26 protein-coding genes are annotated in these 22573 nt (G+C 69.5%); 8 read left to right on the top strand and 18 right to left on the bottom strand.

All coding sequences use genetic code 11. The features are described 5' to 3' along the window. The first annotated feature begins 163 nt into the window (after positions 1-163). Positions 164-2143 carry a Stk1 family PASTA domain-containing Ser/Thr kinase gene (pknB, locus tag ACFYZZ_RS23540; RefSeq protein WP_389179154.1) on the top strand — a complete coding sequence of 660 codons (1980 nt, stop codon included), beginning with the start codon at positions 164-166 and terminating at the stop codon, positions 2141-2143. 197 nt (positions 2144-2340) lie between these two features. After that, complete coding sequence (locus tag ACFYZZ_RS23535; protein ID WP_389179151.1) at positions 2341-2997, top strand: restriction endonuclease; 657 nt, start codon at positions 2341-2343, stop codon at positions 2995-2997. 110 nt (positions 2998-3107) lie between these two features. Here ACFYZZ_RS23535 and ACFYZZ_RS23530 read toward each other — a convergent pair whose 3' ends face one another. The 6 genes from ACFYZZ_RS23530 to ACFYZZ_RS23505 are packed head-to-tail and all read right to left on the bottom strand — an operon-like array spanning position 3108 to position 7396. Further along, complete coding sequence (locus ACFYZZ_RS23530) at positions 3108-3860, bottom strand: class E sortase (RefSeq protein ID WP_389179149.1); 753 nt, start codon at positions 3858-3860, stop codon at positions 3108-3110. A 14-nt stretch (positions 3861-3874) separates the two neighbouring features. Further along, complete coding sequence (locus tag ACFYZZ_RS23525) at positions 3875-5050, bottom strand: class E sortase (protein WP_389179146.1); 1176 nt, start codon at positions 5048-5050, stop codon at positions 3875-3877. Continuing rightward, on the bottom strand, positions 5047-5685 hold the full coding sequence (locus tag ACFYZZ_RS23520; RefSeq protein WP_093500774.1) for an aminodeoxychorismate/anthranilate synthase component II: 639 nt from the start codon (positions 5683-5685) through the stop codon (positions 5047-5049). The genes ACFYZZ_RS23525 and ACFYZZ_RS23520 overlap by 4 nt, the downstream gene beginning before the upstream one ends. Then, a complete protein-coding gene (locus ACFYZZ_RS23515; protein WP_186581498.1) occupies positions 5682-5879 on the bottom strand; it encodes a hypothetical protein in 198 nt (65 codons plus the stop codon). The genes ACFYZZ_RS23520 and ACFYZZ_RS23515 overlap by 4 nt, the downstream gene beginning before the upstream one ends. Before the next feature lie 16 nt (positions 5880-5895). After that, positions 5896-6585 carry a class E sortase gene (locus tag ACFYZZ_RS23510; RefSeq protein WP_389179143.1) on the bottom strand — a complete coding sequence of 230 codons (690 nt, stop codon included), beginning with the start codon at positions 6583-6585 and terminating at the stop codon, positions 5896-5898. Positions 6586-6607: 22 nt separating this feature from the next. Then, the gene (locus tag ACFYZZ_RS23505) at positions 6608-7396 is read right to left on the bottom strand and encodes a DUF881 domain-containing protein (protein ID WP_386572717.1); all 789 of its coding nucleotides are present in this window, start codon (positions 7394-7396) and stop codon (positions 6608-6610) included. Between the two features lie 140 nt (positions 7397-7536). On the opposite strand from ACFYZZ_RS23505, the gene crgA reads away from it, so the two are divergent. Next, positions 7537-7791, top strand: coding sequence for a cell division protein CrgA (gene crgA, locus ACFYZZ_RS23500; RefSeq protein ID WP_067299185.1), 255 nt, complete (start codon positions 7537-7539; stop codon positions 7789-7791). Positions 7792-8051: 260 nt separating this feature from the next. Here crgA and ACFYZZ_RS23495 read toward each other — a convergent pair whose 3' ends face one another. Further along, the gene (locus tag ACFYZZ_RS23495) at positions 8052-8936 is read right to left on the bottom strand and encodes a rhomboid family intramembrane serine protease (RefSeq protein ID WP_389179138.1); all 885 of its coding nucleotides are present in this window, start codon (positions 8934-8936) and stop codon (positions 8052-8054) included. Between the two features lie 123 nt (positions 8937-9059). Beyond that, positions 9060-9593, bottom strand: a complete 534-nt coding sequence (locus tag ACFYZZ_RS23490; RefSeq protein WP_389179778.1) for a peptidylprolyl isomerase — start codon at positions 9591-9593, stop codon at positions 9060-9062. Between the two features lie 243 nt (positions 9594-9836). Between ACFYZZ_RS23490 and ACFYZZ_RS23485 the strand changes: the two genes are divergently transcribed. The 5 genes from ACFYZZ_RS23485 (at position 9837) to ACFYZZ_RS23465 (ending at position 14417) form a co-directional block, all read left to right on the top strand. Continuing rightward, the gene (locus ACFYZZ_RS23485) at positions 9837-10538 is read left to right on the top strand and encodes a DUF5324 family protein (protein WP_389179136.1); all 702 of its coding nucleotides are present in this window, start codon (positions 9837-9839) and stop codon (positions 10536-10538) included. A gap of 207 nt (positions 10539-10745) precedes the next feature. After that, positions 10746-11570, top strand: a complete 825-nt coding sequence (locus ACFYZZ_RS23480) for an SDR family oxidoreductase (RefSeq protein WP_389179133.1) — start codon at positions 10746-10748, stop codon at positions 11568-11570. A gap of 10 nt (positions 11571-11580) precedes the next feature. Then, positions 11581-11901: a YqcI/YcgG family protein gene (locus ACFYZZ_RS23475; protein ID WP_389179131.1), complete on the top strand. Its 321-nt coding sequence runs from the start codon at positions 11581-11583 to the stop codon at positions 11899-11901. Positions 11902-11997: 96 nt separating this feature from the next. Then, entirely contained in the window at positions 11998-13434 is a 1437-nt protein-coding gene (locus ACFYZZ_RS23470; RefSeq protein ID WP_389179128.1) for an MFS transporter, read from the top strand. 122 nt (positions 13435-13556) lie between these two features. Then, positions 13557-14417, top strand: coding sequence for a helix-turn-helix transcriptional regulator (locus ACFYZZ_RS23465; protein ID WP_389179125.1), 861 nt, complete (start codon positions 13557-13559; stop codon positions 14415-14417). A gap of 62 nt (positions 14418-14479) precedes the next feature. Here ACFYZZ_RS23465 and ACFYZZ_RS23460 read toward each other — a convergent pair whose 3' ends face one another. The 10 genes from ACFYZZ_RS23460 to ACFYZZ_RS23415 all read right to left on the bottom strand — a co-directional run bounded on the left by ACFYZZ_RS23460 (position 14480) and on the right by ACFYZZ_RS23415 (position 22558). After that, positions 14480-15427: a 3-oxoacyl-ACP synthase III family protein gene (locus ACFYZZ_RS23460; RefSeq protein ID WP_389179122.1), complete on the bottom strand. Its 948-nt coding sequence runs from the start codon at positions 15425-15427 to the stop codon at positions 14480-14482. A gap of 18 nt (positions 15428-15445) precedes the next feature. After that, entirely contained in the window at positions 15446-16426 is a 981-nt protein-coding gene (locus ACFYZZ_RS23455) for an aldo/keto reductase (protein ID WP_389179119.1), read from the bottom strand. 35 nt (positions 16427-16461) lie between these two features. Continuing rightward, on the bottom strand, positions 16462-17016 hold the full coding sequence (locus tag ACFYZZ_RS23450) for a carboxymuconolactone decarboxylase family protein (RefSeq protein WP_389179116.1): 555 nt from the start codon (positions 17014-17016) through the stop codon (positions 16462-16464). Between the two features lie 33 nt (positions 17017-17049). Then, positions 17050-18603: an FAD-dependent oxidoreductase gene (locus tag ACFYZZ_RS23445; RefSeq protein ID WP_389179113.1), complete on the bottom strand. Its 1554-nt coding sequence runs from the start codon at positions 18601-18603 to the stop codon at positions 17050-17052. A gap of 15 nt (positions 18604-18618) precedes the next feature. Then, positions 18619-18912, bottom strand: a complete 294-nt coding sequence (locus tag ACFYZZ_RS23440) for a putative quinol monooxygenase (RefSeq protein WP_386572684.1) — start codon at positions 18910-18912, stop codon at positions 18619-18621. Next, complete coding sequence (locus ACFYZZ_RS23435) at positions 18909-19601, bottom strand: histidine phosphatase family protein (protein ID WP_389179110.1); 693 nt, start codon at positions 19599-19601, stop codon at positions 18909-18911. Before ACFYZZ_RS23435 ends, ACFYZZ_RS23440 begins: the two co-directional genes overlap by 4 nt. A gap of 4 nt (positions 19602-19605) precedes the next feature. Beyond that, entirely contained in the window at positions 19606-19869 is a 264-nt protein-coding gene (locus ACFYZZ_RS23430; protein WP_389179107.1) for a phosphopantetheine-binding protein, read from the bottom strand. A 90-nt stretch (positions 19870-19959) separates the two neighbouring features. Further along, positions 19960-20961: a beta-ketoacyl-ACP synthase III gene (locus ACFYZZ_RS23425; RefSeq protein WP_389179104.1), complete on the bottom strand. Its 1002-nt coding sequence runs from the start codon at positions 20959-20961 to the stop codon at positions 19960-19962. Beyond that, positions 20958-21974 carry an AvrD family protein gene (locus tag ACFYZZ_RS23420; protein WP_389179101.1) on the bottom strand — a complete coding sequence of 339 codons (1017 nt, stop codon included), beginning with the start codon at positions 21972-21974 and terminating at the stop codon, positions 20958-20960. The genes ACFYZZ_RS23425 and ACFYZZ_RS23420 overlap by 4 nt, the downstream gene beginning before the upstream one ends. Then, positions 21971-22558 carry a hotdog fold thioesterase gene (locus ACFYZZ_RS23415; protein WP_389179098.1) on the bottom strand — a complete coding sequence of 196 codons (588 nt, stop codon included), beginning with the start codon at positions 22556-22558 and terminating at the stop codon, positions 21971-21973. Before ACFYZZ_RS23415 ends, ACFYZZ_RS23420 begins: the two co-directional genes overlap by 4 nt. Between the last annotated feature and the right edge of the window lie 15 nt (positions 22559-22573).

The raw sequence follows: 22573 nt of genomic DNA, 5'->3' as shown, positions 1-22573 counted from the left end.
CGTCCCCTTCACATCGTTGCACGTTGCGATACCGGTCCTGTATCGGGTTACGGGCTTGGCCAGGTCACACAACGCGAGCCGGGTACGGTAGGCCCGGACGGCAGCCTTCGGCCGCACACGGACGTGCGCGGCCGAGACCGACGGAGAGGGCTGGTAGGTAGCTATGGAAGAGCCGCGTCGCCTCGGCGGCCGGTACGAGCTGGGCCAGGTGCTCGGCCGTGGTGGCATGGCGGAGGTCTACCTCGCGCATGACACCCGGCTCGGCCGCACCGTGGCAGTGAAGACCCTGCGCGCCGACCTGGCACGCGACCCTTCCTTCCAGGCCCGCTTCCGCCGGGAGGCCCAGTCGGCCGCCTCGCTCAACCATCCCGCGATCGTGGCGGTCTACGACACGGGCGAGGACTACATCGACGGGGTCTCGATCCCGTACATCGTGATGGAGTACGTCGACGGCTCGACGCTCCGTGAGCTGCTGCACTCCGGCCGCAAGCTCCTGCCCGAGCGCGCGATGGAGATGACCATCGGCATCCTCCAGGGCCTGGAGTACGCCCACCGCAACGGCATCGTCCACCGTGACATCAAGCCGGCGAACGTCATGCTGACGCGCAACGGCCAGGTCAAGGTGATGGACTTCGGCATCGCCCGGGCCATGGGCGACTCCGGCATGACCATGACCCAGACCGCCGCGGTCATCGGCACGGCGCAGTACCTCTCCCCGGAGCAGGCCAAGGGCGAGCAGGTCGACGCCCGGTCGGACCTCTACTCGACCGGCTGTCTCCTCTACGAGCTGCTGACGGTACGGCCGCCCTTCGTGGGCGACTCCCCGGTGGCCGTGGCCTACCAGCACGTCCGCGAGGAACCGCAGGCCCCGAGCGTCTTCGACCCCGAGATCACCCCCGAGATGGACGCCATCGTCCTGAAGGCGCTGGTCAAGGACCCGAACTACCGCTACCAGTCGGCCGACGAGATGCGCGCCGACATCGAGGCCTGCCTCGACGGCCAGCCGGTCGCGGCGACGGCCGCGATGGGCGCGGTCGGCTACGGCGGCTACCCCGACGACCAGCCGACGACGGCACTGCGTCCGGATGCGGGGGCCGGCGCCACGTCGATGCTGCCCCCGATGAACCCGGACGACGGCGGCTACGGCTACGACGACCGCCCCGACCGCCGCCGCCAGCAGAAAAAGAACAACAACACCTCCACGATCCTCCTCGTGGTCGCGGCCGTGCTGGTCCTGATCGGCGCGATCCTGATCGGGAAGTATGTCTTCAGCCAGAAGAACACGGACGAGACGTTCGGAGCCCCGCACTTCGTCGGCAACAGCTACACCACCGCCCAGAAGATGGCCGTCAACCGCGACCTGAAACTGGCAAAGCCCACCTACAAGCCCTGCGACGACCAGCCGAAGGGCAACGTCTGCGACCAGGACCCCGAGCCGGGTACGGACGTCAAGAAGGGCGACACGATCAAGCTGGTGGTGTCGACGGGCGCCCCCAAGGTCACCGTGCCGGACGTCCGCGGCATCCAGTTCGACGATGCCGAGTCCCAGCTGAAGGCCAAGGGCTTCACGGTCGACAAGAAGATCGAGGTCTCCACGCAGACCCCGGGTGTCGTCACCAAGCAGGACCCCCTGGGCGGCACGAAGAAGGAGAAGGGCACCACGATCACGCTCACGGTCGCCAAGGCCGAGGAGAAGATCACGATCCCCAGCGACCTCGTCGGCAAGTCCTGCGACGACGCCAAGACCGAGCTGCAGAACCTGGGCCTGGTGCCGACCTGCAACGACACCCCGACCGACAACCCCGACGACAACGGCAAGGTCCTCTCGACCAACCCGCAGGCGGGCGAGGAGGTCTCCAAGAACACCAACGTGGTGATCAACGTCGGCAAGGTGCAGGGCCCGCAGCAGACGCAGGTCCCGCAGGTCCAGAACCAGAAGCTCAAGGACGCCCGGAAGATGCTCGAGCAGGCGGGTCTTCAGGTCGCCGTCCAGGGCTCCCAGGACGACAACGCCGTCGTCGTCACCTCCACCCCGGCCCCGGGCACCACGGTCAACCAGGGCGACACGGTCACCCTGTTCACGGTGGACCAGGGCGGCAACGGCAACCAGGGCGGGACGCTCTTCGGCGGCACCAACGGCTGACGCCCCGCACACACGGATGGGCCCCTGCCGGGACTTCCCGGCAGGGGCCCATCCATGTGTGCAGCAAGGACTGCGATCGCACGGCAGTTCCTTCGCCGCTCGTGTCTTCATATGTCATGACTCGTTGACCGGGCGGGGTGGGGAATCGAGTCTCTGCCCTGGCCGTACGGCCACGACACAAGCCGAAGGGGCAGAACGTGATCAACGAATCGGCGCTGCTGGAGTCGAAATCCCTGCGCGACAGCGTGCTGGACCGCACGGACGTGCTCGACAGGGTCAAGGCACTGTCGCTGCTGCCGGACGGGATGCATGTGACGACGGCGATGGTGGCGGCGTACTTCGGCGTCACTGTGGAAGCCATCCGAGCCCTCGTACACGATCATCGAGCAGAGCTGGAAGCGAGCGGCTACCGAGTTCTGACAGGTACAGAACTGAGTGACTTCAAGCAACTCAGTCGCATTCCATCCCGCACCGGGTCCCTGGCTCTCTTCTCCCGCCGCGCCGTCCTCAACGTCGCCATGCTGCTCCGGGACAGCGAAGTCGCACGTCAGGTGCGTGTATACCTCCTGGACATGGAGTACCTGGCACGTACGCAGCCTGTGGATAACTCCGTCCACAGCGTGGTCGCCTTCCTCGACGACCGCATCGACCAACGCATCACCCACATCCTCGGCAAGACGGTCGTGCCGATGTTCAACGCCCTGATCGAAACGTCGGGAGAGCACCGCAAGGAGCTGGTCGCTCTTCGCGCGGGAGTCCAGCGCATCGAGCGGCGGCTCCACCAGCACCACGCCCGGCTGCAGCGGCTCGAAGCGGTGGGGCGCTGGAGGAGTGGAGCGCCGGCGAACCGCTGAAGGTCCTGGAGTAGGTACGGCCTGACGCAAAGAGGCCCGAAGCCGCAAGAGGAAGTTGCGGCTTCGGGCCTTCGTCATGCTAGACGACTGAGTTACTCAAAGAACCTCTGTCAACCGCGCAGCTCCGCCGGCAGGGTCCGTTTGCTGTCCACCTTCTCCACCCGGACCAGCTCGCCCCACACCACGTAGCGGTACTCGGACGTGTAGACCGGGGTGCACGTCGTCAGGGTGATGTAGTGGCCCGGCTTCTTCTTGCCGGACTCCTTGGGGATCTGGGAGAGGACCTTGACGTTGTACTTCGAGGTCTCGGGGAGGATCGAGTACACCTTGTAGACGTACCAGTCGTCCTTCGTCTCGAAGACGATCGGGTCGCCCTTCTCCACCTTGTCGATGTTGTGGAACTTCGCGCCGTGGCCGTCCCGGTGCGCGGCGAGGGTGAAGTTGCCCTTCTTGCCGGTCATGGGGAGCGTGGCCTTGCCGGGGTCCGTGTAGTAGCCGGCCACGCCGTCGTTGAGGACGTCCGTGCCCGTGCCCTTCTCGACCAGGACCTCGCCGTTGCGCATCGCCGGCACGTGCAGGAAGCCGATGCCGTCCTTGGTGTCCAGCGCGCCGGGTCCCGAGTCGGTGGCGTGGGCCCAGTGGTCACGGACCCTGTCGGCCTCACGGTCCGCCTTGCGGTCCGCTATCACGTTCGTCCACCAGAGCGAGTAGACGACGAACAGGCCCAGCAACAAGCCCGCCGTGATGAGGAGTTCGCCGAAGACGCTGACCGCCAGCGCGATCCGGCCGGGGCGGCGGCGCGGGGCCGGGGCCTCGTCGGACGCGTCGGTGTGCTCTTCGGTCTCGTCGGCGGTCGCTGCCACTTGTTCCCTCTGCCTTACTCGATGAGCGCGTCCGGCTTGCCCTTGCTGCGCGGGCGTTCCTCGACCATCTTGCCCCAGACGATCAACCGGTACTTGCTGGTGAACTCCGGCGTACAGGTGGTGAGGGTGATGTAGCGGCCCGGCTCGGTGAATCCGGAGCCCCGCGGGATCGGGTTCAGCACGCTGGTGTTGGACGGCGGCGTCACCGGGAGTGTCGACGTCACCTTGTACACGAAGTACGTGTCCTGCGTTTCGACCACGATCGCGTCGCCGGCCACGAGCCTGTTGATGTACCGGAACGGCTCACCATGGGTGTTGCGATGCGCGGCCAGTCCGAAGTTGCCGGTCTTCGCGTCCGGCATCGCCGTCTTCAGCGCGCCCTCGCCGTAGTGCCCGACCATCCCCTTGTCGAGCACCTTCTTGTTGCTGACGCCCTCCGCGATCGGCGCCACCACGTCCAGCTTCGGGATGTCCAGGATGGCGAAGCCCTGCCCCGGCTCGAACACCCCGGGGGCCCGCTTGCCGCTGGCCCAGTCGTCCTGCAGCTGGTGTGCCTCGCTGCCCGCCTGCGCATGGGCGCGGACGTTCGTCCACCACAGCTGGTAGGTGACGAACAGCAGCATCAGCACGCCGGTGGTGATGAACACCTCGCCGATCGCCCGGCTCGCGACGACGGCCGGGCTCGGCTTGCGCAGCCGCGCCTGACGCCGGGCCTCGACACGCGAGAGCGGCCGCTGCGACGCGGACTGCGAGGAGGTGTCCGGCCCGCCCGCCGGCCCTCGGCTCCCGCCGTGGCGGCCACCGCGCCGCTTGGCGGCCTTTCTGCGGGCCGCACGGCCGCCCGGTGTGGTTCCCGTGGTGGATGAGGCCGAGGAGGCTGCAGAGGCGCGCAGGGACCCGTTCTGCGGGCCCGGCGGCGGACCGGGGATCCGCAGCGCCACCGTCTCGTCGTCGAGCGGCGGCAGCAGCGTGGTCGCCTGCTCGTCCACCGAAGCCGTCGGAGGCATCCCGGGCGCCCTGTATGTCTGCCCCTGATGTGCTTGAGGCACCTGATGTGCTTGAGGCGCCGAAGCCATCGGAGGCATCGGCGCCGTAGGGGCGTCGCCCGCGGCCGCGTACGGCGCAGAGCCGTAGGACTCGTACGGTGTCTCCCCGTACAAGTCCTCGCGCTCCGGGCGCAGCGCGGTCACGCCGTGGCCCTGCCCACCACCGGGGCGAGCCCCGCAGACCTCGCCACCGCACCCTGGTCGCCGCACTCCACCAGCCAGTTGGCCAGCATCCGGTGCCCGTGCTCGGTCAGCACCGACTCGGGGTGGAACTGCACACCCTCGACCGGCAGTTCGCGGTGGCGCAGGCCCATGATGATGCCGTCGTGCGTACGGGCCGTGACCTCCAGCTCCGCCGGGACGGTGGCCGGCTCGGCGGCCAGCGAGTGATAGCGGGTCGCCGTGAAGGGCGAGGGCAGCCCGGCGAAGACGCCCTTGCCCCCGTGCTCCACCAAGGAGGTCTTGCCGTGCAGCAGCTCCGGCGCCCGGTCCACCACACCGCCGTACGCCACCTGCATCGACTGCATACCGAGACAGACACCGAAGACGGGGACACCGGTCGCGGCGCAGTGGCGGACCATGTCCACGCACACCCCCGCCTCCTCCGGCGTACCGGGCCCGGGCGAGAGCAGCACACCGTCGAAGCCGTCCTGGGCGTGCGCCGTCGACACCTCGTCGTTGCGCAGCACCTCGCACTCGGCACCCAGCTGGTACAGGTACTGGACCAGGTTGAAGACGAAGCTGTCGTAGTTGTCGACGACGAGAATCCGCGCACTCACTGGTTGTCCACCGTCACATCGTTGAAGGGCAGCAGCGGTTCGGCCCAGGGAAAGACGTACTGGAACAGGACATAGATCACGGCCAGGACCAGTACAAGTGAGATCAGCGCCCTCACCCACGCGTTCCCCGGCAGATGCCGCCAGATCCAGCCGTACATGCCGTCCCTTCCGTTCCACCACGGCACCTGACTCACGCCGTACTGCACCAGACTAACGGCGCAGCGCCTTCGGTTCGCCTGACTCCACGGCCTGGGTGGAGTCAAGGTGCGCCCACACGATCAGCCGGTGGCTGTGCCCCCATTCCGGATCGCACGTGGTGAGCGTCAGATACCGGCCCGGACGGGTGTACCCCGACTTACGTGGCACAGGGTCGATCACCTCAACGTCCGCCGGCACGGTTTTGTAGGGCCCTTTGTCGATCCGATACGTGAACCAGGTGGTTCCGTCCGTGAGCACCACCGCGTCACCCGGCCGCAGCCGCGGGAAGTCCTTGAAGGGGTCGCCGTAGGTACGCCGGTGGCCCGCGACCGCGAAGTTGCCCTCCTGACCGAGCCGGGCGGTCCCGGTGTAGTGGGCGAGACCCTTCTTCAGCACGTCGGCGCCCGTGCCCTCCAGCACCGGCTTGTTCCACGTGGAACCGAGCCGCGGAATGTACATGATCGCGAACGGACTGCCGTAGTGGTACGCCGCCGGCTCCGCCGCGCTCGATGCGGCCCCGCTGCTCCCCCCGGCGGGCTGGACCCTCCCCTTCGACCACTGCTGGTGCAGCTGGTCGATCTGGTCGTTCATGACGCCGTCGGCCTGGACGCCGGTCCAGAACAGCACGTAGACGACGAAGAGCACGATCAGGGTGCCGACGGTGATGCACAGTTCGCTGACGGTCCGGACGATCACGCGCACCGGCGGCTCCTGACGGGGGGACCTACTCCACTGGCTTCGCGTAGTGCAGATCCACTGTGCCCGAGTAGCCCGGCAGAGTCACCGTCCCGTCCTCGGTGACTTTCCAGCCGAGGCCGTAGACGTTGACGTACACCATGTAGGTCTGGATCGCCTTGCTCGCGGCGAGCGCCTGCTGCAGCTTCCCGGGGTCCCCGATAGCGGTGATCTTGTACGGCGGTGAGTAGACGCGACCCTGGAGGATCAGGGTGTTTCCGACGCAGCGCACCGCGCTGGTGGAGATCAGCCGCTGGTCCATGACCTTGATGCCTTTGGCCCCGCCCTGCCACAGGGCGTTGACCACGGCCTGGAGGTCCTGCTGGTGGATGACCAGGTAATCGGGCTGCGGCTCGGGGTAGCCCGGAAGCTTGGCGGTCGCGTTCGGCGGAGCGTCGTTGAGGGTGACGCTGATCGCCTTGCCGGTGAGCTTCTGGGTGCCCGCGGTGTCCTCCAGGCCCCGGAGCTTCTCGTCCTGGGCCTTGGTGCTCCCGTCGTCGCTCTCGGCGAGCGCGTCCACACTGTCACGCAGCGTGGCGTTGGACTCGTCCAGCCCCTTGTTCTTGCGGCTGCGCTCCTGGATCAGGTCGGACAGCTTCAGCAGAGAGCCGTCCTGGCGGATGTCGGTGCCCTTGGCCGTGTTGAAGCTGGTGAAGAAGATGAGGCCGGCCAGCGCGAAGACGGCGATGGTGAGGAGCCGCACCGGGCGGAAACGAAGTCCACGAGACGGGCCGGAACCCGTTGATCCCGTCCCGGGGGAGTCGGCAGAATTGCTCAACGTACCCTTATCTCCTTCGGCGCCGTGGAAGCACTACGCTAACGGACGCCCGGGGGAGCACTAAGTGTCCCCTTGTACGCTGCCCCGGACCGACCCAGTTACCTGCGCGGCCACGCAGCGCATCGACAGGAGAGACCCTCGTGCCGAAGTCACGTATCCGCAAGAAGGCCGATTACACGCCGCCGCCCGCGAAGCAGGCGCAGGCCATCAAGCTCACCAACCGCGCCTGGGTCGCGCCGGTCATGCTGGCCATGTTCCTCATCGGCCTGGCCTGGATCGTCGTCTTTTATGTGAGCAACGGCTCGCTGCCGATCGACAGCCTGGACAACTGGAACATCGTGGTCGGTTTCGGCTTCATCGCCGCCGGGTTCGGTGTCTCCACGCAGTGGAAGTAGCGGGTCCGCGCTAGCTCTGCCCAGGGCTGTTCACTGAGTTATCCACAGCTTCGATGCGTCGTCCACACCCACCTGGGGAAAACACTACGATCTGTGGATAACCCATCGGACGTTGACGCCGGTGTGACTGCCCTACTGGCCCCCATACATCCGTTCGCCCCCTGCCCGACCTGCGGAAACACATCCGAGCGGCAGGGGGCACAGCTGTTCCCGCACAGCGTGCACAAGATTCGGCACGCACTGTGGACAACGGTTCGGTATCAGGTGAGCTGAGCGGTCCTGAGCAGCACCATGCCCGCCACCACGGCCAGGACGAGCGCACAGGTGCCGTACTGGACCAGCGCCCGCTTCTCGCGCGGGGCGTGGACCATGGCGTAGCCGGTGACGACGCCTGCGACCAGGCCGCCGATGTGGGCCTGCCAGGCGATGTTGTGGACGCTGAAGGTGAAGATCAGGTTGATCACCAGCAGGGCGATGATCGGCCGCATGTCGTAGTTCATCCGACGCATCAGGACCGCGGTCGCGCCGAACAGGCCGAAGATCGCTCCGGAAGCCCCGAGCGAGGCCTCGGACGGGCCTGCGAGCAGATAGGTCAGCGCGCCGCCGGCCAGCCCGGAGACGAAGTACAGCGCCAGATAGCGGGCCCGGCCGAGGGCCGCTTCCAGCGGGCCGCCGATCCACCACAGGCTGAGCATGTTGAAGCCGATGTGCCAGGGCGCCTCGTGCGTGAACATCGACGTCACGAAGCGGTACCACTCGCCCTCGACGACGCCCATGGTCGGCTGGTAGGGCTTCGGGGGCCACTGGCCGATCAGGACCAGGTCGTTCAGCAGCGAGCTCTTGGCCTGCACCGCGATGAACACGGCGATGTTGATCCCGATGAGGATCTTGGTGACCAGTCGCGGGTCGGCCGTGACCGTGCCGCCCGCCACCGTGCGCGGCTGGGACGCGGCCGGGGCGTGTCCCGTGCCGGATCCGCTGCGGACGCATTCGGGGCACTGGAAGCCGACCGAGGCGCTGACCATGCACTCGGGGCAGATGGGGCGCTCGCAGCGGGTGCAGCGCACGCCGGTCTCGCGGTCCGGGTGCCGGTAGCACCCGGGCAGGCTCCGGGCGTCCTGCGTGCTGCCTTCGGCCTGTTCCATGAGATCCCCTTGCTGGTCGTGGCTTGTCCCCCGGCCCATACCCCGCCCCGCTCTTCCCTACGGACGAGCGGGACGTTTGGTTCCCTGTGCTTCCCTGGGGCGGATGCCGGGGTGCGCCCGGGTTCAGCCCTGGCGCTTCTCCACGACGACCGTCTCGATGACGACGTCGTTGACGGGCCGGTTGTTCGGGAGGGAGGTCGGTACGGCGGCGATCGCGTCCACGACCTTCTGGCCGGCCGTGTCGGCGACCTCGCCGAAGATCGTGTGCTTGCGGTTCAGGTGCACGGCGGGGCTGACCGTGATGAAGAACTGGGAGCCGTTGGTGCCCGGGCCCGCGTTGGCCATGGCGAGCAGGTAGGGCCGGTCGAAGCGCAGGTCCGGGTGGAACTCGTCGGCGAACTCGTAGCCGGGGCCGCCGATGCCGTTGCCCAGCGGGTCGCCGCCCTGGATCATGAAGCCGCCGATGATGCGGTGGAAGATCGTGCCGTCGTAGAGCTTGTCGTGGGTCACCGCGCCGGTGCCCGGGTGTGTCCACTCCCGCTCGCCCTGAGCGAGCTCGACGAAGTTTCTGACGGTCGCGGGCGCGTGGTTCGGGAACAGCTTGACCACGATGTCGCCGTGGTTGGTCTTCAGGGTGGCGTAGAGCTGCTCGGCCACGGCATGCCTTCCGTTGTCCTCGTGTGACTCCACGATCCTCGCACGGTGTGGGGTCGGCGACGCCCGGCCGCGGTGAGTTCCGCCGCGTGGGGAGCGCCCGGCGGGGATTCGTGGCAGGGTCGACAGGAAGCCCTTGTTGCACCCATATGCCCGCCCTCGCATGACGCGCGGGCTGTTGGCAGGCATGATCCTTAAAAGGGTGGAAAGGCGAATTACCGTACGCCACCGAGGAGGAGGAAACCCGTGACCCGCATCGACAGCGTGCGCGCCGCGACCGGCTCGGCGAAGGACAGCGTGCTGCACGCCGCGGAAGTGGTGGCGCCCTACGCCGACACGGCCAAGGAGCGTGCCGCGTATTACGCGCAGGAGGCACGCGTACGGCTGGCGCCCGTGGTGTCCCAGGCCGCCGAACAGGCCCGTGTGCAGTACGACGCCCGGCTCGCCCCGCGGCTGGAGCAGGCTCTCGCGCATGTGCCGCCGAAGGTGGACCTGGCCGCGCAGGAGGCCGCTGACCTGACCCGGAAGGCCGCCCGGCAGGCGGCCGAGTACTCCCGTCCGAAGATCGAGCATGCGATGGCCGCTGCCGCTCCGGTGGCGGACGAGGCCGCCGCGCGGGGTGCCGCCGCGCTGGTCGCGCTGCGCGGTCAGGTTTCGGCGCAGGAGATCCAGAAGTTGGCTCGCAGGAACGAGCGGCGCTCCCGCAGGGGCCGTGCCCTGAAGGTGCTGGCGCTGTTCGGGCTGGTGGCGGGGGGTGCGTTCGTCGCCTGGAAGTGGTGGGACAAGCAGGCCAACCCGGACTGGCTGGTGGAGCCGCCTGCCGCGACGGAGGTGCCCGAGTCGGGCCGGCTGAGTTCGGTGGACGGCACCGGCTCCTCGTCGCTGGACCCGGAGGTCCAGGCGAAGCAGGCCGAGGAGGACGCGGCCGACCGCGACGACAAGGACTGACGACAAGGACTGAGGCTGGCCGGCACCTTCCGGGGTGTCGGCTCGGGTGCCGGCCGGGCCGTGGGGTGGACGACGTGTGGGTCGTCCACCCCACGGCTCGTCCTGGTTGCCGGATATTGACGTCGATATGCGACATAGTTGTGCATAAAGTGATCAAATCCGGAGAGGCGGCTCGGCCCGCCCCACCCTCCTCACAAGGACCGCCCCTTGAAGACCGTCGTCGTCACCGGAGCCACCAGCGGCATCGGCAAGGCCACCGCGCTCGACCTGGCCGCCCGTCGGTTCCACGTCATCGGCACCGCCCGCACCCCCGACAAGGCCGAGAAGCTCGCGGCCGCCGCGGCCGAAGTCGGCCTCACCGTGCGCACAGTCCTCCTCGACGTGACGGACCCGCGTTCCTGCCAGGACGCCGTCATGGAGATCGACGAGCTGACGGAGGGGGGACCCTGGGCCCTGGTCAACAGCGCGGGGGTCGCACCGGTCGGCGCCTTCGAGGACGTGTCCGAGGAGGACGCCCGGGACGCCCTGGAGGTCAACCTGCTGGGCGCGGCCCGGATGACCCGGCTGGTGCTGCCGGGTATGCGGCGCCGGGGGGAGGGGCGGATCGTCCAGGTGAGTTCGCTCGGGGGGCTGGTCTCCGTCCCGTTCACCGGCTGGTACTGCGCGAGCAAGTACGCGCTGGAGGCTCTGACCGACAGCCTGCGTATGGAGATCGCCGGCAGTGGCGTCCACGCCTGTCTGATCGAGCCCGGCTTCGTCAACACGCCCATGCTCTCCAGGGTGCTGGCGGACTTTCCGGCCGACTCGCGGTATGCGAACGGCTATATGGCTGTCCGCCGGCTCGTCGCCTCGTGGTCGCCGCCCGGCCCGGAGACCGTGGCCCGTACCGTGCGCCGGGCTCTTCTCGCGCAGAAGCCGCACCGCCGTTACCGCGTGGGTCCGGGGGCGGTGGCGGCGCCGCTGCTGCGTCTCGCGCCCGCGGCCGTCAGCGATTTCGTCGTCCGCACCGCTCTGCGCCTGAAGAAAGGGTGAGGCGGCGTCCGTGACGTGCGCTTCGGCTGATCCTGGTCCGGCGTGGGCCTGCGGCCGCTGCGGCTGTCCTCGTCGTGCAGGGCACCCCGGCGCCTCCCGCCCCAGCCGCCGCTTCGCCCTGCCCGCCCTGGTGTTCGACTCGCATCTGCAGTTCAACGCCCTGGGCCGCACCTTCTTCAAGATGCGCAAGAAGATCAGGGAGCGCGACGACGCCCTGTACGGCACGGCCAACCCCAGCCTGCTGACGTACCGCGACGAGGCCCGCCACTACAGCGGCCGTATGACGGAGCAGACTCGGACCTGCCCCTTCACGGCCCGCACCGGAGGCTGACGCACCGCGAAGGTGGCACTGGCAGTGACAGTCTCCGCAGGACTGCCGTCAAGGGGGATCTGGCTGGCCGCGGCCGTACACCGGAGCCTGGGATGCATGACAACCGCTGACACCGCCACGACCACTGCGGCCGCGCAGTCGACGCCGGTCCGGATGACCGGACGTCAGGTCGCCGCCCTTGTGGTGCTCCTGGCCTCGCAGTTCATGATGGCCGCCGACTTCTCCGTCCTGAACGTCGCGCTGCCCGAGGTCGGTACGGCCCTCGGGTTCGCCACCGGAAGCCTGCAGTGGATCACCACGACGTTCGCCCTGTGCGCCGCCGGCTGCACCCTGGTCTTCGGCCGCGTCGGCGACTACGTGGGGCGCAGGCGCATCTTCACCGCCGGAATGGTCGTCCTGTCCGTCTCCTCCCTCGTGGGCGGTCTCGCCGACTCGCCGACGATGCTGCTGATCGCCCGCACGCTCCAGGGCCTGGCCACCGCGGCCGTCACTCCGGCCGCGCTCGCGCTGCTCACCACCGCCTTCACCGAGCCCTCCCTGCGCACCCGGGCGCTCGGCCTGAACAGCGTGATGATGAGCTCCGGGTTCAGCGTCGGCGCGATCCTCGGCGGTGTTCTCACGGACGTGTTCTCCTGGCGCTGGGCGTTCTTCATCAACATCCCCGTGGCCGTGGCCGCGATCCTCGTCGTGCCGCTCGTCGTCGACGAGAGCAGGGCCGAGCAGCGCAGCCGTATCGATCTGCCCGGCGCCGCACTGATCACCCTCGGCCTGTTCGCCGGGATCTACGGCGTCACCCGCGCCGGCGAGAGCGGACTCGACCTCCCGGCCGTGGCCGCGCTGGTCGCCGCCGCCGTCCTGCTGGGTGTCTTCTGGGTCGTGGAGAGCCGTACGTCCGACGCCCTGGTCCCGGTGCGGGTGCTGAAGAAGCCCGACATCGCCCTGGGCAACCTGGCCGCCCTGTTCATCTTCGGCGGCGAGACCGCGCTGATCTTCTTCACCGGCCTGTACGTGCAGAGCGTCCTCGGTCTGTCGTCCATGGTCGCCGGCCTGGTGCTGCTCGGTATCGGCGTCGGGCAGATCATCGCCGGCACGGTCGGTCCGCGGATCCTGCAGCGGGTCTCGCCGCGCACCATGCTCGGTGTCTCCCTGGCCCTCCAGGGCGCGTTCATGCTCCCGGCGCTGTGGGCCACCTCGGACCGGAACTGGCTGATCCCGCTGATCGCCACACAGTTCGTGAACGCCTTCTTCTCCATGACGGCGGCGCTGTCCTTCATGGTCATCGCCACCTCCTCCGTCGACTCCGACATGCAGGGCATGGCCACCGGCATGGCCACCCAGAGCCAGCAGGTCGGCATCGCGATCGGCATCCCGCTGGTGAGCGCGGTGTTCGCCGCCACCATCGGCCACGGCACGGTGAGTGCCGCCGAGGAACTCAGCGGCATCCACACGGCGATCGGCGTGGACGCCGGCTGTCAGATCGCCGTCGGCCTGCTCCTGTGGCTGGTGCTGCGCCGCAAGGCCGCACAGCGGTAACGCGGCACGAGGAAACCCGGTTTCCCCCAAGACTCACGGCCGGGAGCGCGGCCCATCCCCCGTCCCGCGCTCCCGGCCGTGGCCGCATTGCCTCCCCCGCAGGGGACTTCATAATGAGAAGGGTGGAAGAGATCGTGAACACGGACCTCGGCAGCTATCTGCGGCAGATGCGTGAGCGCGTCCGTCCCGAACAGATGGGACTGCAGGCCCGCGGCTCGCGTCGGGTGCCGGGGCTGCGCCGCGAGGAAGTGGCCGCGCTGGCGGGTGTCAGTCAGACGTACTACACCCGGCTCGAACAGGCGCAGACGGCACACGCCTCACCCCAGGTCCTGCTCTCCATCGCCCGCGCCCTGCAACTGAGCGCCGACGAGCGGGACTACCTGCTCAAGATCGGTACGCCGGTGCAGAACCCCCAGCAGCCGGCGCCGCACGAGGACCAGGTGAGCCCGTCCACGAGGATGCTGCTGGGATCGCTCGACAACGTGGCGGCCGCCGTGCTGAACTACCGCTGCGACATCCTCGGCTGGAACTCCCTCTACCACCGGCTGTTCGCGCCGCACCTCGGTTTCGACGCTCCGGAGCGCCCCGAACAGCGGCCGAATGTCATCAAGATGAACTTCCTCGACGACAACGTCCGGTCGCTGTACGCCGACTGGGCCACGGAGTCGGAGTCGAACGTCACGTATCTGCGGTTCATCTCCGGAGACCACCGGCACGATCCGCAGCTGGCCGAGCTGATCGGTGAACTGACCATCCAGAGCGAGGAGTTCGCCGCCCTGTGGTGCCGGCAGCGGGTGTCCAACTGCATCGAGGGAAGCAAGCTCTTCGACCATCCGGTCGTCGGTGAGCTGGAGTTGATGTACCAGTCGGCGGATCTTCAGGACGGCAACATCCTGAAGTTCTACCACGCGGAACCGGACTCCCCGCACGAGGCGGCGCTGCAGCTGCTGATGGTGGACCTGGACTCGGTCCACCATCACTGACCTGCGAAAACGACGGCACCCCAGCCCTCACGGACTGGGGTGTCGTCGGCTGAGGCGACGCGTCACGTCCGCTGGACGGCGGTCACTCCCCAGGTGAAGCCCGACCCGGCCGTGGCCACGATCACCAGGTCGCCGGAGGTGATCCGGTCCTCCCGCTCCAGCTCCTCCAGGGCCAGCAGCGGGTCGGCCCCTCCGAGGTGGCCGTCCAGCCGGTACTGGAAGACACTGCGGGAGGGGTCCACGCCGAGTGCCGCCAAGTAGGCGCGGTGGGTGTCCTGGTTGCCGTGCGTGACCAGGAAGTACGCCACATCGGCGACCTCCCGCCCGAGGTCGGCGAGGACCCGGTGCGTCAGCGTGGTGAAGTTGTCGAGGAACGCGTCGCCGAGCCCGTCGAGCTTGTCGCCCCGCTCGACCTTGATCTCGCCGTCCTTGATCTCCCCGTAGTACGAGTCCACCCACTGCGGGTCGGTGTGGTGCGCCGCGCCGAGGACCTCGTACTTGGCGTCCGCGGAGACCAGAACGGCGGCGGCGCCGTCCGCGAAGTTGAACAGCTCGATGTAGCCGGTGCCGTACTCGACGAGTTCGCTGAGCCGGTCCGCGATGATCACCAGCGCGTACTTGTGCGTGCCCGCCCGCACCTGGTCGTCCGCCAGTTTGACGGCGACCATGCCCGCGTTGCAGAAGTTGGAGACCTCGTAGCAGTGCGCCTGTGCGATGCCCAGTTCATGGGCGATCTTGGCCGCGGGCGACCAGAAGGGGGTGCCCCACTCACTGGAGCCCGCGTAGAGGACGAGACCGATCTCGTCGAGCGGCACCGCGTTCCGCTCCAGGATCCGGGCGGCGGCGTCCCGGCCCAGGCTCCAGACGGTCTCGCCCTCGGCCAGCACCGAGAACTTCCCCGACGGCAGGATCTTGCCGAGCTTGTCGAGGCCGTACCCGGACTCCCGGCTGACCTCGTCGACGCTCCGCTTCCCGCTCGGCATCGCCAGCGCGTAGTCGGTTATTCCCATGGTTCCTCCACCTGCCGGTCAGACGTATTCCACGACGGCGTGCGGCACATAGGGCGCCTCGAGCCGGGTCAGTTCGGTGTCGTCGAGCGCCACGTCCAGGGCCGCGACCGCGTCCCTCAGGTGGTGCGGCCGGGTCGCGCCGACGACGGGGGCGGTGACCGCCGGCTGCCGCAGCAGCCAGGCGAGGGCCACCTGCGCCATGGGGATGCCACGTTCGGCCGCGATGTCCGCGACCACCCGCGCGACCGCCCGGTCGGCCTGCTCGGTCGGCCCGTAGAACCGCTCCTGGACCGGGTCGCCTGCGGTGCGCGCCGACTCCGTGTCCCAGGGGCGGGCCAGCCGGCCACGGGCCAGCGGGCTCCACGGTGTGACGCCGACACCCTCCGCGCGGCAGTACGGGAGCATCTCCCGTTCCTCCTCGCGGTTGATGAGGTTGTAGTGGTTCTGCATGCTCACGAACCGGGTCCAGCCGTGCAGGTCGGCGGTGTACTGCGCCTTGACGAACTGCCAGGTGTGCATCGAGGAGGCGCCGAGGTAGCGGACCTTGCCCATGCGGACCAGGTCGTGCAGGGCCTGCATCGTCTCCTCGACGGGGGTGTCGTGGTCCCAGCGGTGGACGATGTAGAGATCGATGTAGTCGGTGCCCAGCCGGCGCAGGCTCGCGTCGGCCTCGCGCATGATCGCCGACCGCGACAGGCCTCCGGACAGGGGGTTGTCGGTGAGCTTCTCGTACACCTTGGTGGCGATGACCACGTCCTCGCGCCGGGTCAGCTTCCGCACCGCGCGGCCCAGGAACTCCTCGCTGGTGCCGAGGGAGTAGACATTGGCGGTGTCGAAGAAGTTGATGCCGAGGTCGAGGGCCTGGGCGACGAAGGGGAGGCTGTCGTCCTCGGGCAGTGACCACGGGTGGGTGCCGAGCCCGGGTTCGCCGTAGCTCATGCAGCCCAGCGCCAGCCGGGACACCTTGAGGCCGGACGAGCCCAGCCGCACGTACTGCAACGTTCTTCCTCTCGGGTCGTTCCGCGTGCGTGTCCTCAGCTGCCGACCTGGTCCTGCACCTCGGTCAGCCGGCCCCAGGAGGCGATGCCCTCGTCGAGCGGGATGTCCAGGCTGGCCAGGTACATGGCGGTCATGGCGCTGTGCCCGGCGAGGTGGGTGATCTCCGCGATCTCGTTCTGCGAGTAGAAGGCGCTGAGGGCACGGAACGCCTCCTCGCTCGCCTTGTGGTCGACCATGCAGTCGGTGACGTAGCGGACGAGCGCCGCGCGGTCGGCGGGCATCTCGTCGTAGCGGCCCTCCTCGATCGCCTTGATCTCGGTGTCGTCCAGGCCGGCCTGCCGGGCGAGCGGGTAGTGCAGCATGCGCTCGAACTCGCTGTCGCGCAGCCGGGCCACGCGCAGCACGATCACCTCGCGGTCCCGCAGGGTCAGCAGCCCGACGGTGAAGGTGGCGCCGAGCGCGAGGTGGGCGGCGGCCGAGTTCTTGGTCAGCAGCAGCGCACGGGTCAAATTGGACTGGAACTTCTCGTACACCGCGCGCTGTTCGGGCGTCATGTCGGCGACGTCGGTGAGGGTGACACGGGGGGCCATGGGGATCTCCTTGTGCTGTGCGGGGTTCGTGGGTCAGGCGGGTACGGCGGTGCGGGGCGCCGTGTCCTGAAGGTGGCGGGCGAGTGCCCTGGTCACCGTGTGCACGGCCGACTCGGGGTCGTCGTCGAGGGGTTCGACGGCGTCGAGATGGCCGTCGGGGCGGACCAGCAGGGCCTGGGCGGACGGGCCGAGCTTGGCGAGAAGCAGGCCGGGCGGGCGGCCGCCCAGGTCGGTGAGTTCGGCGCCGCTCACCTTGGCGCGCAGGGCGTCCACGGTCCTCGTCCAGCGCTCGTAGCGGTACTCCAGGCCCGGCCAGAGCAGCACCGTGTAGCGGTCGACGGCGAGGACCGGCTCGGTGCTGGTCGTGCGCCAGCCCAGCGGCAGCCGCTCGCCCGGTACCAGGGTGTGCCGGCGGGGGCGTGGCCCGTAGTGGGTGTCGATCTGGGCGAGCTTCGGCGCCAGGACCTTCCCGAGGGCCCCGGTCGCCGTGCCGAGCCGGTACACGACGTCGCGGGCGAGGGTCTGGTGCCGGGTGCTGTACAGACCGATCCGGGCGAGCCGGGTGGACAGGCCCGCCACTTCGTCGACCGCGGGCCGGCGTTCGGTGTCGTAACTGTCCAGCAGGTTTGGCCGGTAGTCGCCGCGTACCACCCCGGCGAGCTTCCAGCCGAGGTTGACCGCGTCCTGGATGCCGGTGTTCACACCCTGTGCTCCGGAGGGGCTCATCGCGTGCGCCGAGTCCCCGGCGAGGAAGACACGTCCGCGGCTGTAGGTGCTCGCGGAGCGGACGTGTGCGGTGAAGATGCCGCTGAACCGCATGTCGCCGAGCCGACGCGCGCCCGGGACGCGTTCGGCCAGCAGCTTCTCGAAGAACGCGCGGTCGGGGGCGTCGTCCCGGTAGTCGTCGGGCACGCTGGCGCCGACCCGGAAGATCCCGTCGCCCAGCGGCGCGAGCACCATGTTGCCGGTCCGGGTCAGGTAGTACGCCGCCTCGCTGCTGGTGGTCTCGCCGAGGATCTCGGCATCGGTGATGGCCAGCCGGGTGCGCAGGGTCCGGCCCGCGAAGCGGAAGCCGAAGACCTCGCGGACGGTGCTGCCGTATCCGTCGACGCCGACGACGTAGTCGTACCGGCGCTCCTGCGTCTGTCCGTCGGGCAGCCGCAGCCGGCAGGTGACGCCGTCCTCGTCCTGGTCACCGTCGACGAACGTGGTGTCGTAGTCGATGGTGCCGCCGAGTTCGGTCAGGTGGTCCTCGAGGATCGCCTCGGTGCGCCACTGCGGGATGGTGATGGCGAACGGATAACCGACCCCCCGCAGCCGGTCGAACCGGACCAGGCCGATCATTTTCTTATTGGAGTAGTAGTTCATCTGGTCGAAGTAGTGACCGCTCTCGACCAGCTTGCGGCCCACGCCCACGCGGTCCAGCAGCTCCAGGACCCGGGGCCACAGGATGGTGGCGCGGGAGTGCGGGCTCTGCCTGCGCAGCTTGGAGATGACGTCGGCCCGGACCCCGTACGCCAGCAGCTCACTGGCGAGCACCATCCCGACGGGACCGGCACCCACGATCAGGACGCGTGGTCGCTGCATGTCGCTCGCCACCGGTCAGCCGCCGAGGGGACGCAGGCGGTGGACCTGGGCGGGACGGGCGAAGGCACCGTCGACCTCGGCGAGGAAGCCGGCGACGTACGCCTCCTTCATGTGCAGGTCGATGGCCTCCTGGTCGGCCCACTCCTCGACCAGCACGACCGTGTTCGCGTGCTCCTCGGACCGGAACGCGTCGAACCGCAGCGCGCCTTCCTCCTGCCGCGTGGCGGCGCACAGCTTCCCGAAGGCGGCCACGACCGGCTCCATGCGGTCGGGCACGACGTCGAAGACGACGGTGATCTCGATGCTCATGTACGGGTCACTTCCTTGACGGTGAGGTCGTCGAGGTCGACGAAGGGCAGGGGGTCGGGGGTGTGCCTCGGCTCGGCGCACTCCTGCGGGGCGACGTCCCACCGGCGCAGCGCGATGCGCGGGCGGCCCTCGGGGGTCCACTCGGTGTCCAGGCAGACCGCGCGGCAGGTGCCGACCAGGACGTCGGGCAGGTCGGCACGGCCGGCGGCCAGGGCCCGGGTCAGCAGGTTCAGCACGCCGCCGTGCGCCACCACCAGCACGAGCGCGGCCGCGGGCTCGGGGGTGACGACCTCGTGCAGCGCGGTGCCGAAGCGGGCCAGGGCGGCATGGCCGCTCTCACCGCCCGGCGGAGCGTAGGCGGGGTCGGTCAGCAGCCGCCGCATCGTGTCCGGGTGACGCCGGGCGAACTCGGCGCGGTGCAGCCCGTCGAGCGTGCCGAGATGGCGTTCGCGCAGGCCCTCGACGCGGTGGTGGGGCACGTCGAGCCGGCCGGCGGCATAGGCGGCGGTCTGGGCGGCCCGGGACAGGGGCGAGGAGTACACCGCGGCCCAGCCGGTCGCCGGCAGCGAACGCGCGGCCAGCTGCGCCTGCCGCGTCCCCTCGTCGCTCAGGGGGATGTCGGCCTGGGCCTGGAAGCGGTCGGCGGCGTTGCGGTCGGTCTCCCCGTGCCGGAGCAGGACGACGCGCACGGGCTCAGGCCGCGGCCGGACCGGCGGCCGCCGGCGCGCCGAGCGCCTCGACCGCGTGCGCGGCCTCGTCGATGCTCTGCTGGGAGGTCAGCACGCCCTCCGCGATGGACACGCCGAGCCGCTTCTCCAGCAGCAGCGACATCTCCAGCAGGGCCAGGGAGTCCACCGCCAGGTCGTCGAAGACGGTGGTCCGGGAGACGTCCTCGGCGGGTATGTCGAACTTGCCGGTGAGAATCTCGATGATCATCGTGGACACGGAGCCGGTCATGGTCACCTCAACTGGTCGTGATTACGGTCGTTGTTGCGGTCGTCGATGCAGGGGAACCGGAGCAGGGGAACCGGAGCAGCGGTGCGGGTCTCAGCCGACCGGCAGCGCGGGCCAGGTCAGGGTGGCCGAGCCCCAGGTGGCGCCGCCGCCGAAGGCCGTCAGCAGCACCCGGTGTCCGGCCCTCAGCGTGCCGTCGGCGAGGCCGTCGGCGAGGGCGAGCGGTATGGAGGCGGCGGACGTGTTGCCGACGCGGTCGATGTTCAGCACGGCGCGCTCCGGCGGCAGTCCGAGCTGTTCGGCCACGGCGTGGATGATGCGCGTGTTGGCCTGGTGGCCCACGAGCCGGTCGACATCGGCGACCTCCCAGCCGGTGCGCTCCAGCACCGTGCGCGAGGACTGGGCCATACGGCGCACCGCGGCGAAGAAGACGGCCTTGCCGTCCATGCGGAAGTACCGGTCCTCCGGGCGTGGTTCCCCACCCCGGGAGCGCTCCTCGGCGCCGCCGCCCCGGACCGTGATCAGGTCGGCCATCGAGCCGTCGCTGCCGAGGTGCACGTCCAGGACGGCACCCGGCTCCCCGGGCGTGCCCGCCCGCAGCAGGATGGCTCCGGCCCCGTCTCCGAAGATGACGGAGGTGGTGCGGTCCGCGGGATCCAGGATGGTGCTGAACGACTCGGCCCCGACGACCAGCACCCGTTCGGCGAACCCGGAGGTCACGGAGGCCGTGCCGGCCTGGAGGGCGTAGAGGAAGCCGGAGCACACGGCCGCCACGTCGTACGCCGGTACGTCGGTCAGGCCCATCCGGGCGGCGACGGTCGGGGCCGTGGCCGGACAGGGACGGTCCGGTGTGGTGGTGGCGACGATCACCAGGTCGGCGCCGTCCGCACCGGCGTTCTTCAGCGCGCGCAGGCCGGCCTCGACGGCGAGGTCGCTGGTGGTCGTGCCGGCCTCGACGACATGGCGTCGGGCGATGCCGGTGCGGGTGCGGATCCAGCTGTCGGAGGTGTCCAGGCGCTGGGCGAGTTCGTCGTTGGTCACCACCCGGGGAGGCACGTAGCCGCCCACGCCGGCGATCACTGCCGCTCGGGTCATGCCGCCACGCGCCCTTCCGGGAGCCGGTGCGTCACCGCGGAGCGCACATGGACGCCGGCGAGTTCGCCCACCACGGTCAGCGTGCGCCAGGTGCCGTCCGACCGGTGCAGCAGGCCGGGGTCGTCCAGCCGGGTCGTCACCGGGATCGCCTCCGCGGGGCGGTCCGGGCGCGAGGTGGTCAGCGTGGTCTGCCGCATCCACAGGGTGTTGCTGTCCTGACGGCGGATGCCGTCGAGGTCGTACAGCATGATCTGGGCGAGCTGAAGGGCCGTCACGAAGGCGTCGATCACCGACACCGACGGCTGGTAGGCGCCTTCGAGTCCGGCCGTGGGCACGGGCACCCCGTCCTCCTGGACGACGGCCAGCGCGGCCTCGGCCCGCAGCGCCCGGTGGTCCACCCGCACGTCACGGACGAGCTGGCGCCGGGCGGTGAACCCGGTGCCGAAGTAACGATCCCCGTCCGGGCCGAGGAGCGCGTCGAGACCGGAGTACCCGGAAGCCTCCTGCCCGGACCGGACCGGCACCCGCCCGTGCTCGATCTCGCACCGCACCCGCATGGTGCCCACGGCACAGTCCACCACCGACACCACGCGCGCGGAATCGCCCGCGACCGGTTCGGTACGGCGCAGCGTCGCCTCCGCCGGCAGCGCGTCGAGCTGCTCCTGCGGGCTGCTGCCGGCCGCCATCCGCACCGAGCGCAGCCAGGCGTCGCGCAGATCCGTGCCGGGCCCGCGCAGGCACGCCTCTGCCAGCTGGGCGGCGACGACGATCCCGTCGACGGTGCTGAAGTGCGGACGCAGATCGGTGCCCGCGGCCTTCTTCGACCAGTCGGACGGGTAGTGCACACCCACCGAGGTACGCGCCCGGGGCGAGCCGTCCGCCGTGCGGGCGAGGGACACCTCGCCGATGTCGTAGGCGACCCTGCGGAAGCCGCGGCCGAAGAACCGCTGCTCGGCCGGGCCGAGGTGGTCGTCGACGGAAGCCGACACGGTCTGCGCTGAAGTCGAGGTCATCGGTGCTCCGTTCGTCGGGGAAGGTCCCGCGATGTGTGCCGGGAGGCTGCCGTGCGCGGGCCCGGTCTGCGGCCGCCGCCGCGCCGGACGGCACAGGTGAGCCGCGCCGTGCAGGTCCGGTTTCCGGAGTCGTCGGTGATGACGATCTCGTACGAGGCCATGGCCTGCCGCTCGTCCAGGGGCCGGCAGACGCCGGTCACGGTCCCCGAGGACACCCAGCGATGGTGCGTGCAGGACAGGTCGACGCCCACGGCGTTCCCGCCGGGCCCCGCGTACAGGAAAGCGGCGACGGAACCCAGCGTTTCGGCGAACACGGCGTTCGCACCGCCGTGCAGAATTCCCACAGGCTGCCGATTGCCCGAGACGGGCATGCTGCCCACGACAAGTCCCGGCTCACAGGTGATGATTTCAATGCCCATGCGCCGGGTGAGTTGCTCGCCTTCGTATGCGCTGTCGACCCGTATGGGACCCAGCATCATGTTCGGCATAACGCCCCCGTTTTTTTCGCGGCCCGCGTCGGCGGGCAATTGCGAGTCAAACACGGAGCCGGGCCCCCTGAAAGGTTCATGGCCTGTTGCTGCCATACCGGTGATGCCTCC

Source organism: Streptomyces sp. NPDC001816 (assembly GCF_042892235.1).
In the GTDB taxonomy this organism is placed as follows: Bacteria; Actinomycetota; Actinomycetes; order Streptomycetales; family Streptomycetaceae; genus Streptomyces.
Note: the sequence above shows the minus strand (reverse complement) of the source record. Positions and strands in the feature narration are given on the sequence as shown.

Coding starts and splice junctions, on each gene's coding strand:
- ACFYZZ_RS23460 (WP_389179122.1), bottom strand. CDS start 15,427: ATGGGAATAACCGACTACGCGCTGGCGATGCCGAGCGGGAAGCGGAGC.
- ACFYZZ_RS23470 (WP_389179128.1), top strand. CDS start 11,998: ATGACAACCGCTGACACCGCCACGACCACTGCGGCCGCGCAGTCGACG.
- ACFYZZ_RS23420 (WP_389179101.1), bottom strand. CDS start 21,974: ATGACCTCGACTTCAGCGCAGACCGTGTCGGCTTCCGTCGACGACCAC.
- ACFYZZ_RS23445 (WP_389179113.1), bottom strand. CDS start 18,603: ATGCAGCGACCACGCGTCCTGATCGTGGGTGCCGGTCCCGTCGGGATG.
- ACFYZZ_RS23450 (WP_389179116.1), bottom strand. CDS start 17,016: ATGGCCCCCCGTGTCACCCTCACCGACGTCGCCGACATGACGCCCGAA.
- ACFYZZ_RS23430 (WP_389179107.1), bottom strand. CDS start 19,869: ATGACCGGCTCCGTGTCCACGATGATCATCGAGATTCTCACCGGCAAG.
- ACFYZZ_RS23425 (WP_389179104.1), bottom strand. CDS start 20,961: ATGACCCGAGCGGCAGTGATCGCCGGCGTGGGCGGCTACGTGCCTCCC.
- ACFYZZ_RS23495 (WP_389179138.1), bottom strand. CDS start 8,936: ATGGAACAGGCCGAAGGCAGCACGCAGGACGCCCGGAGCCTGCCCGGG.
- ACFYZZ_RS23440 (WP_386572684.1), bottom strand. CDS start 18,912: ATGAGCATCGAGATCACCGTCGTCTTCGACGTCGTGCCCGACCGCATG.
- ACFYZZ_RS23415 (WP_389179098.1), bottom strand. CDS start 22,558: ATGGCAGCAACAGGCCATGAACCTTTCAGGGGGCCCGGCTCCGTGTTT.
- pknB (WP_389179154.1), top strand. CDS start 164: ATGGAAGAGCCGCGTCGCCTCGGCGGCCGGTACGAGCTGGGCCAGGTG.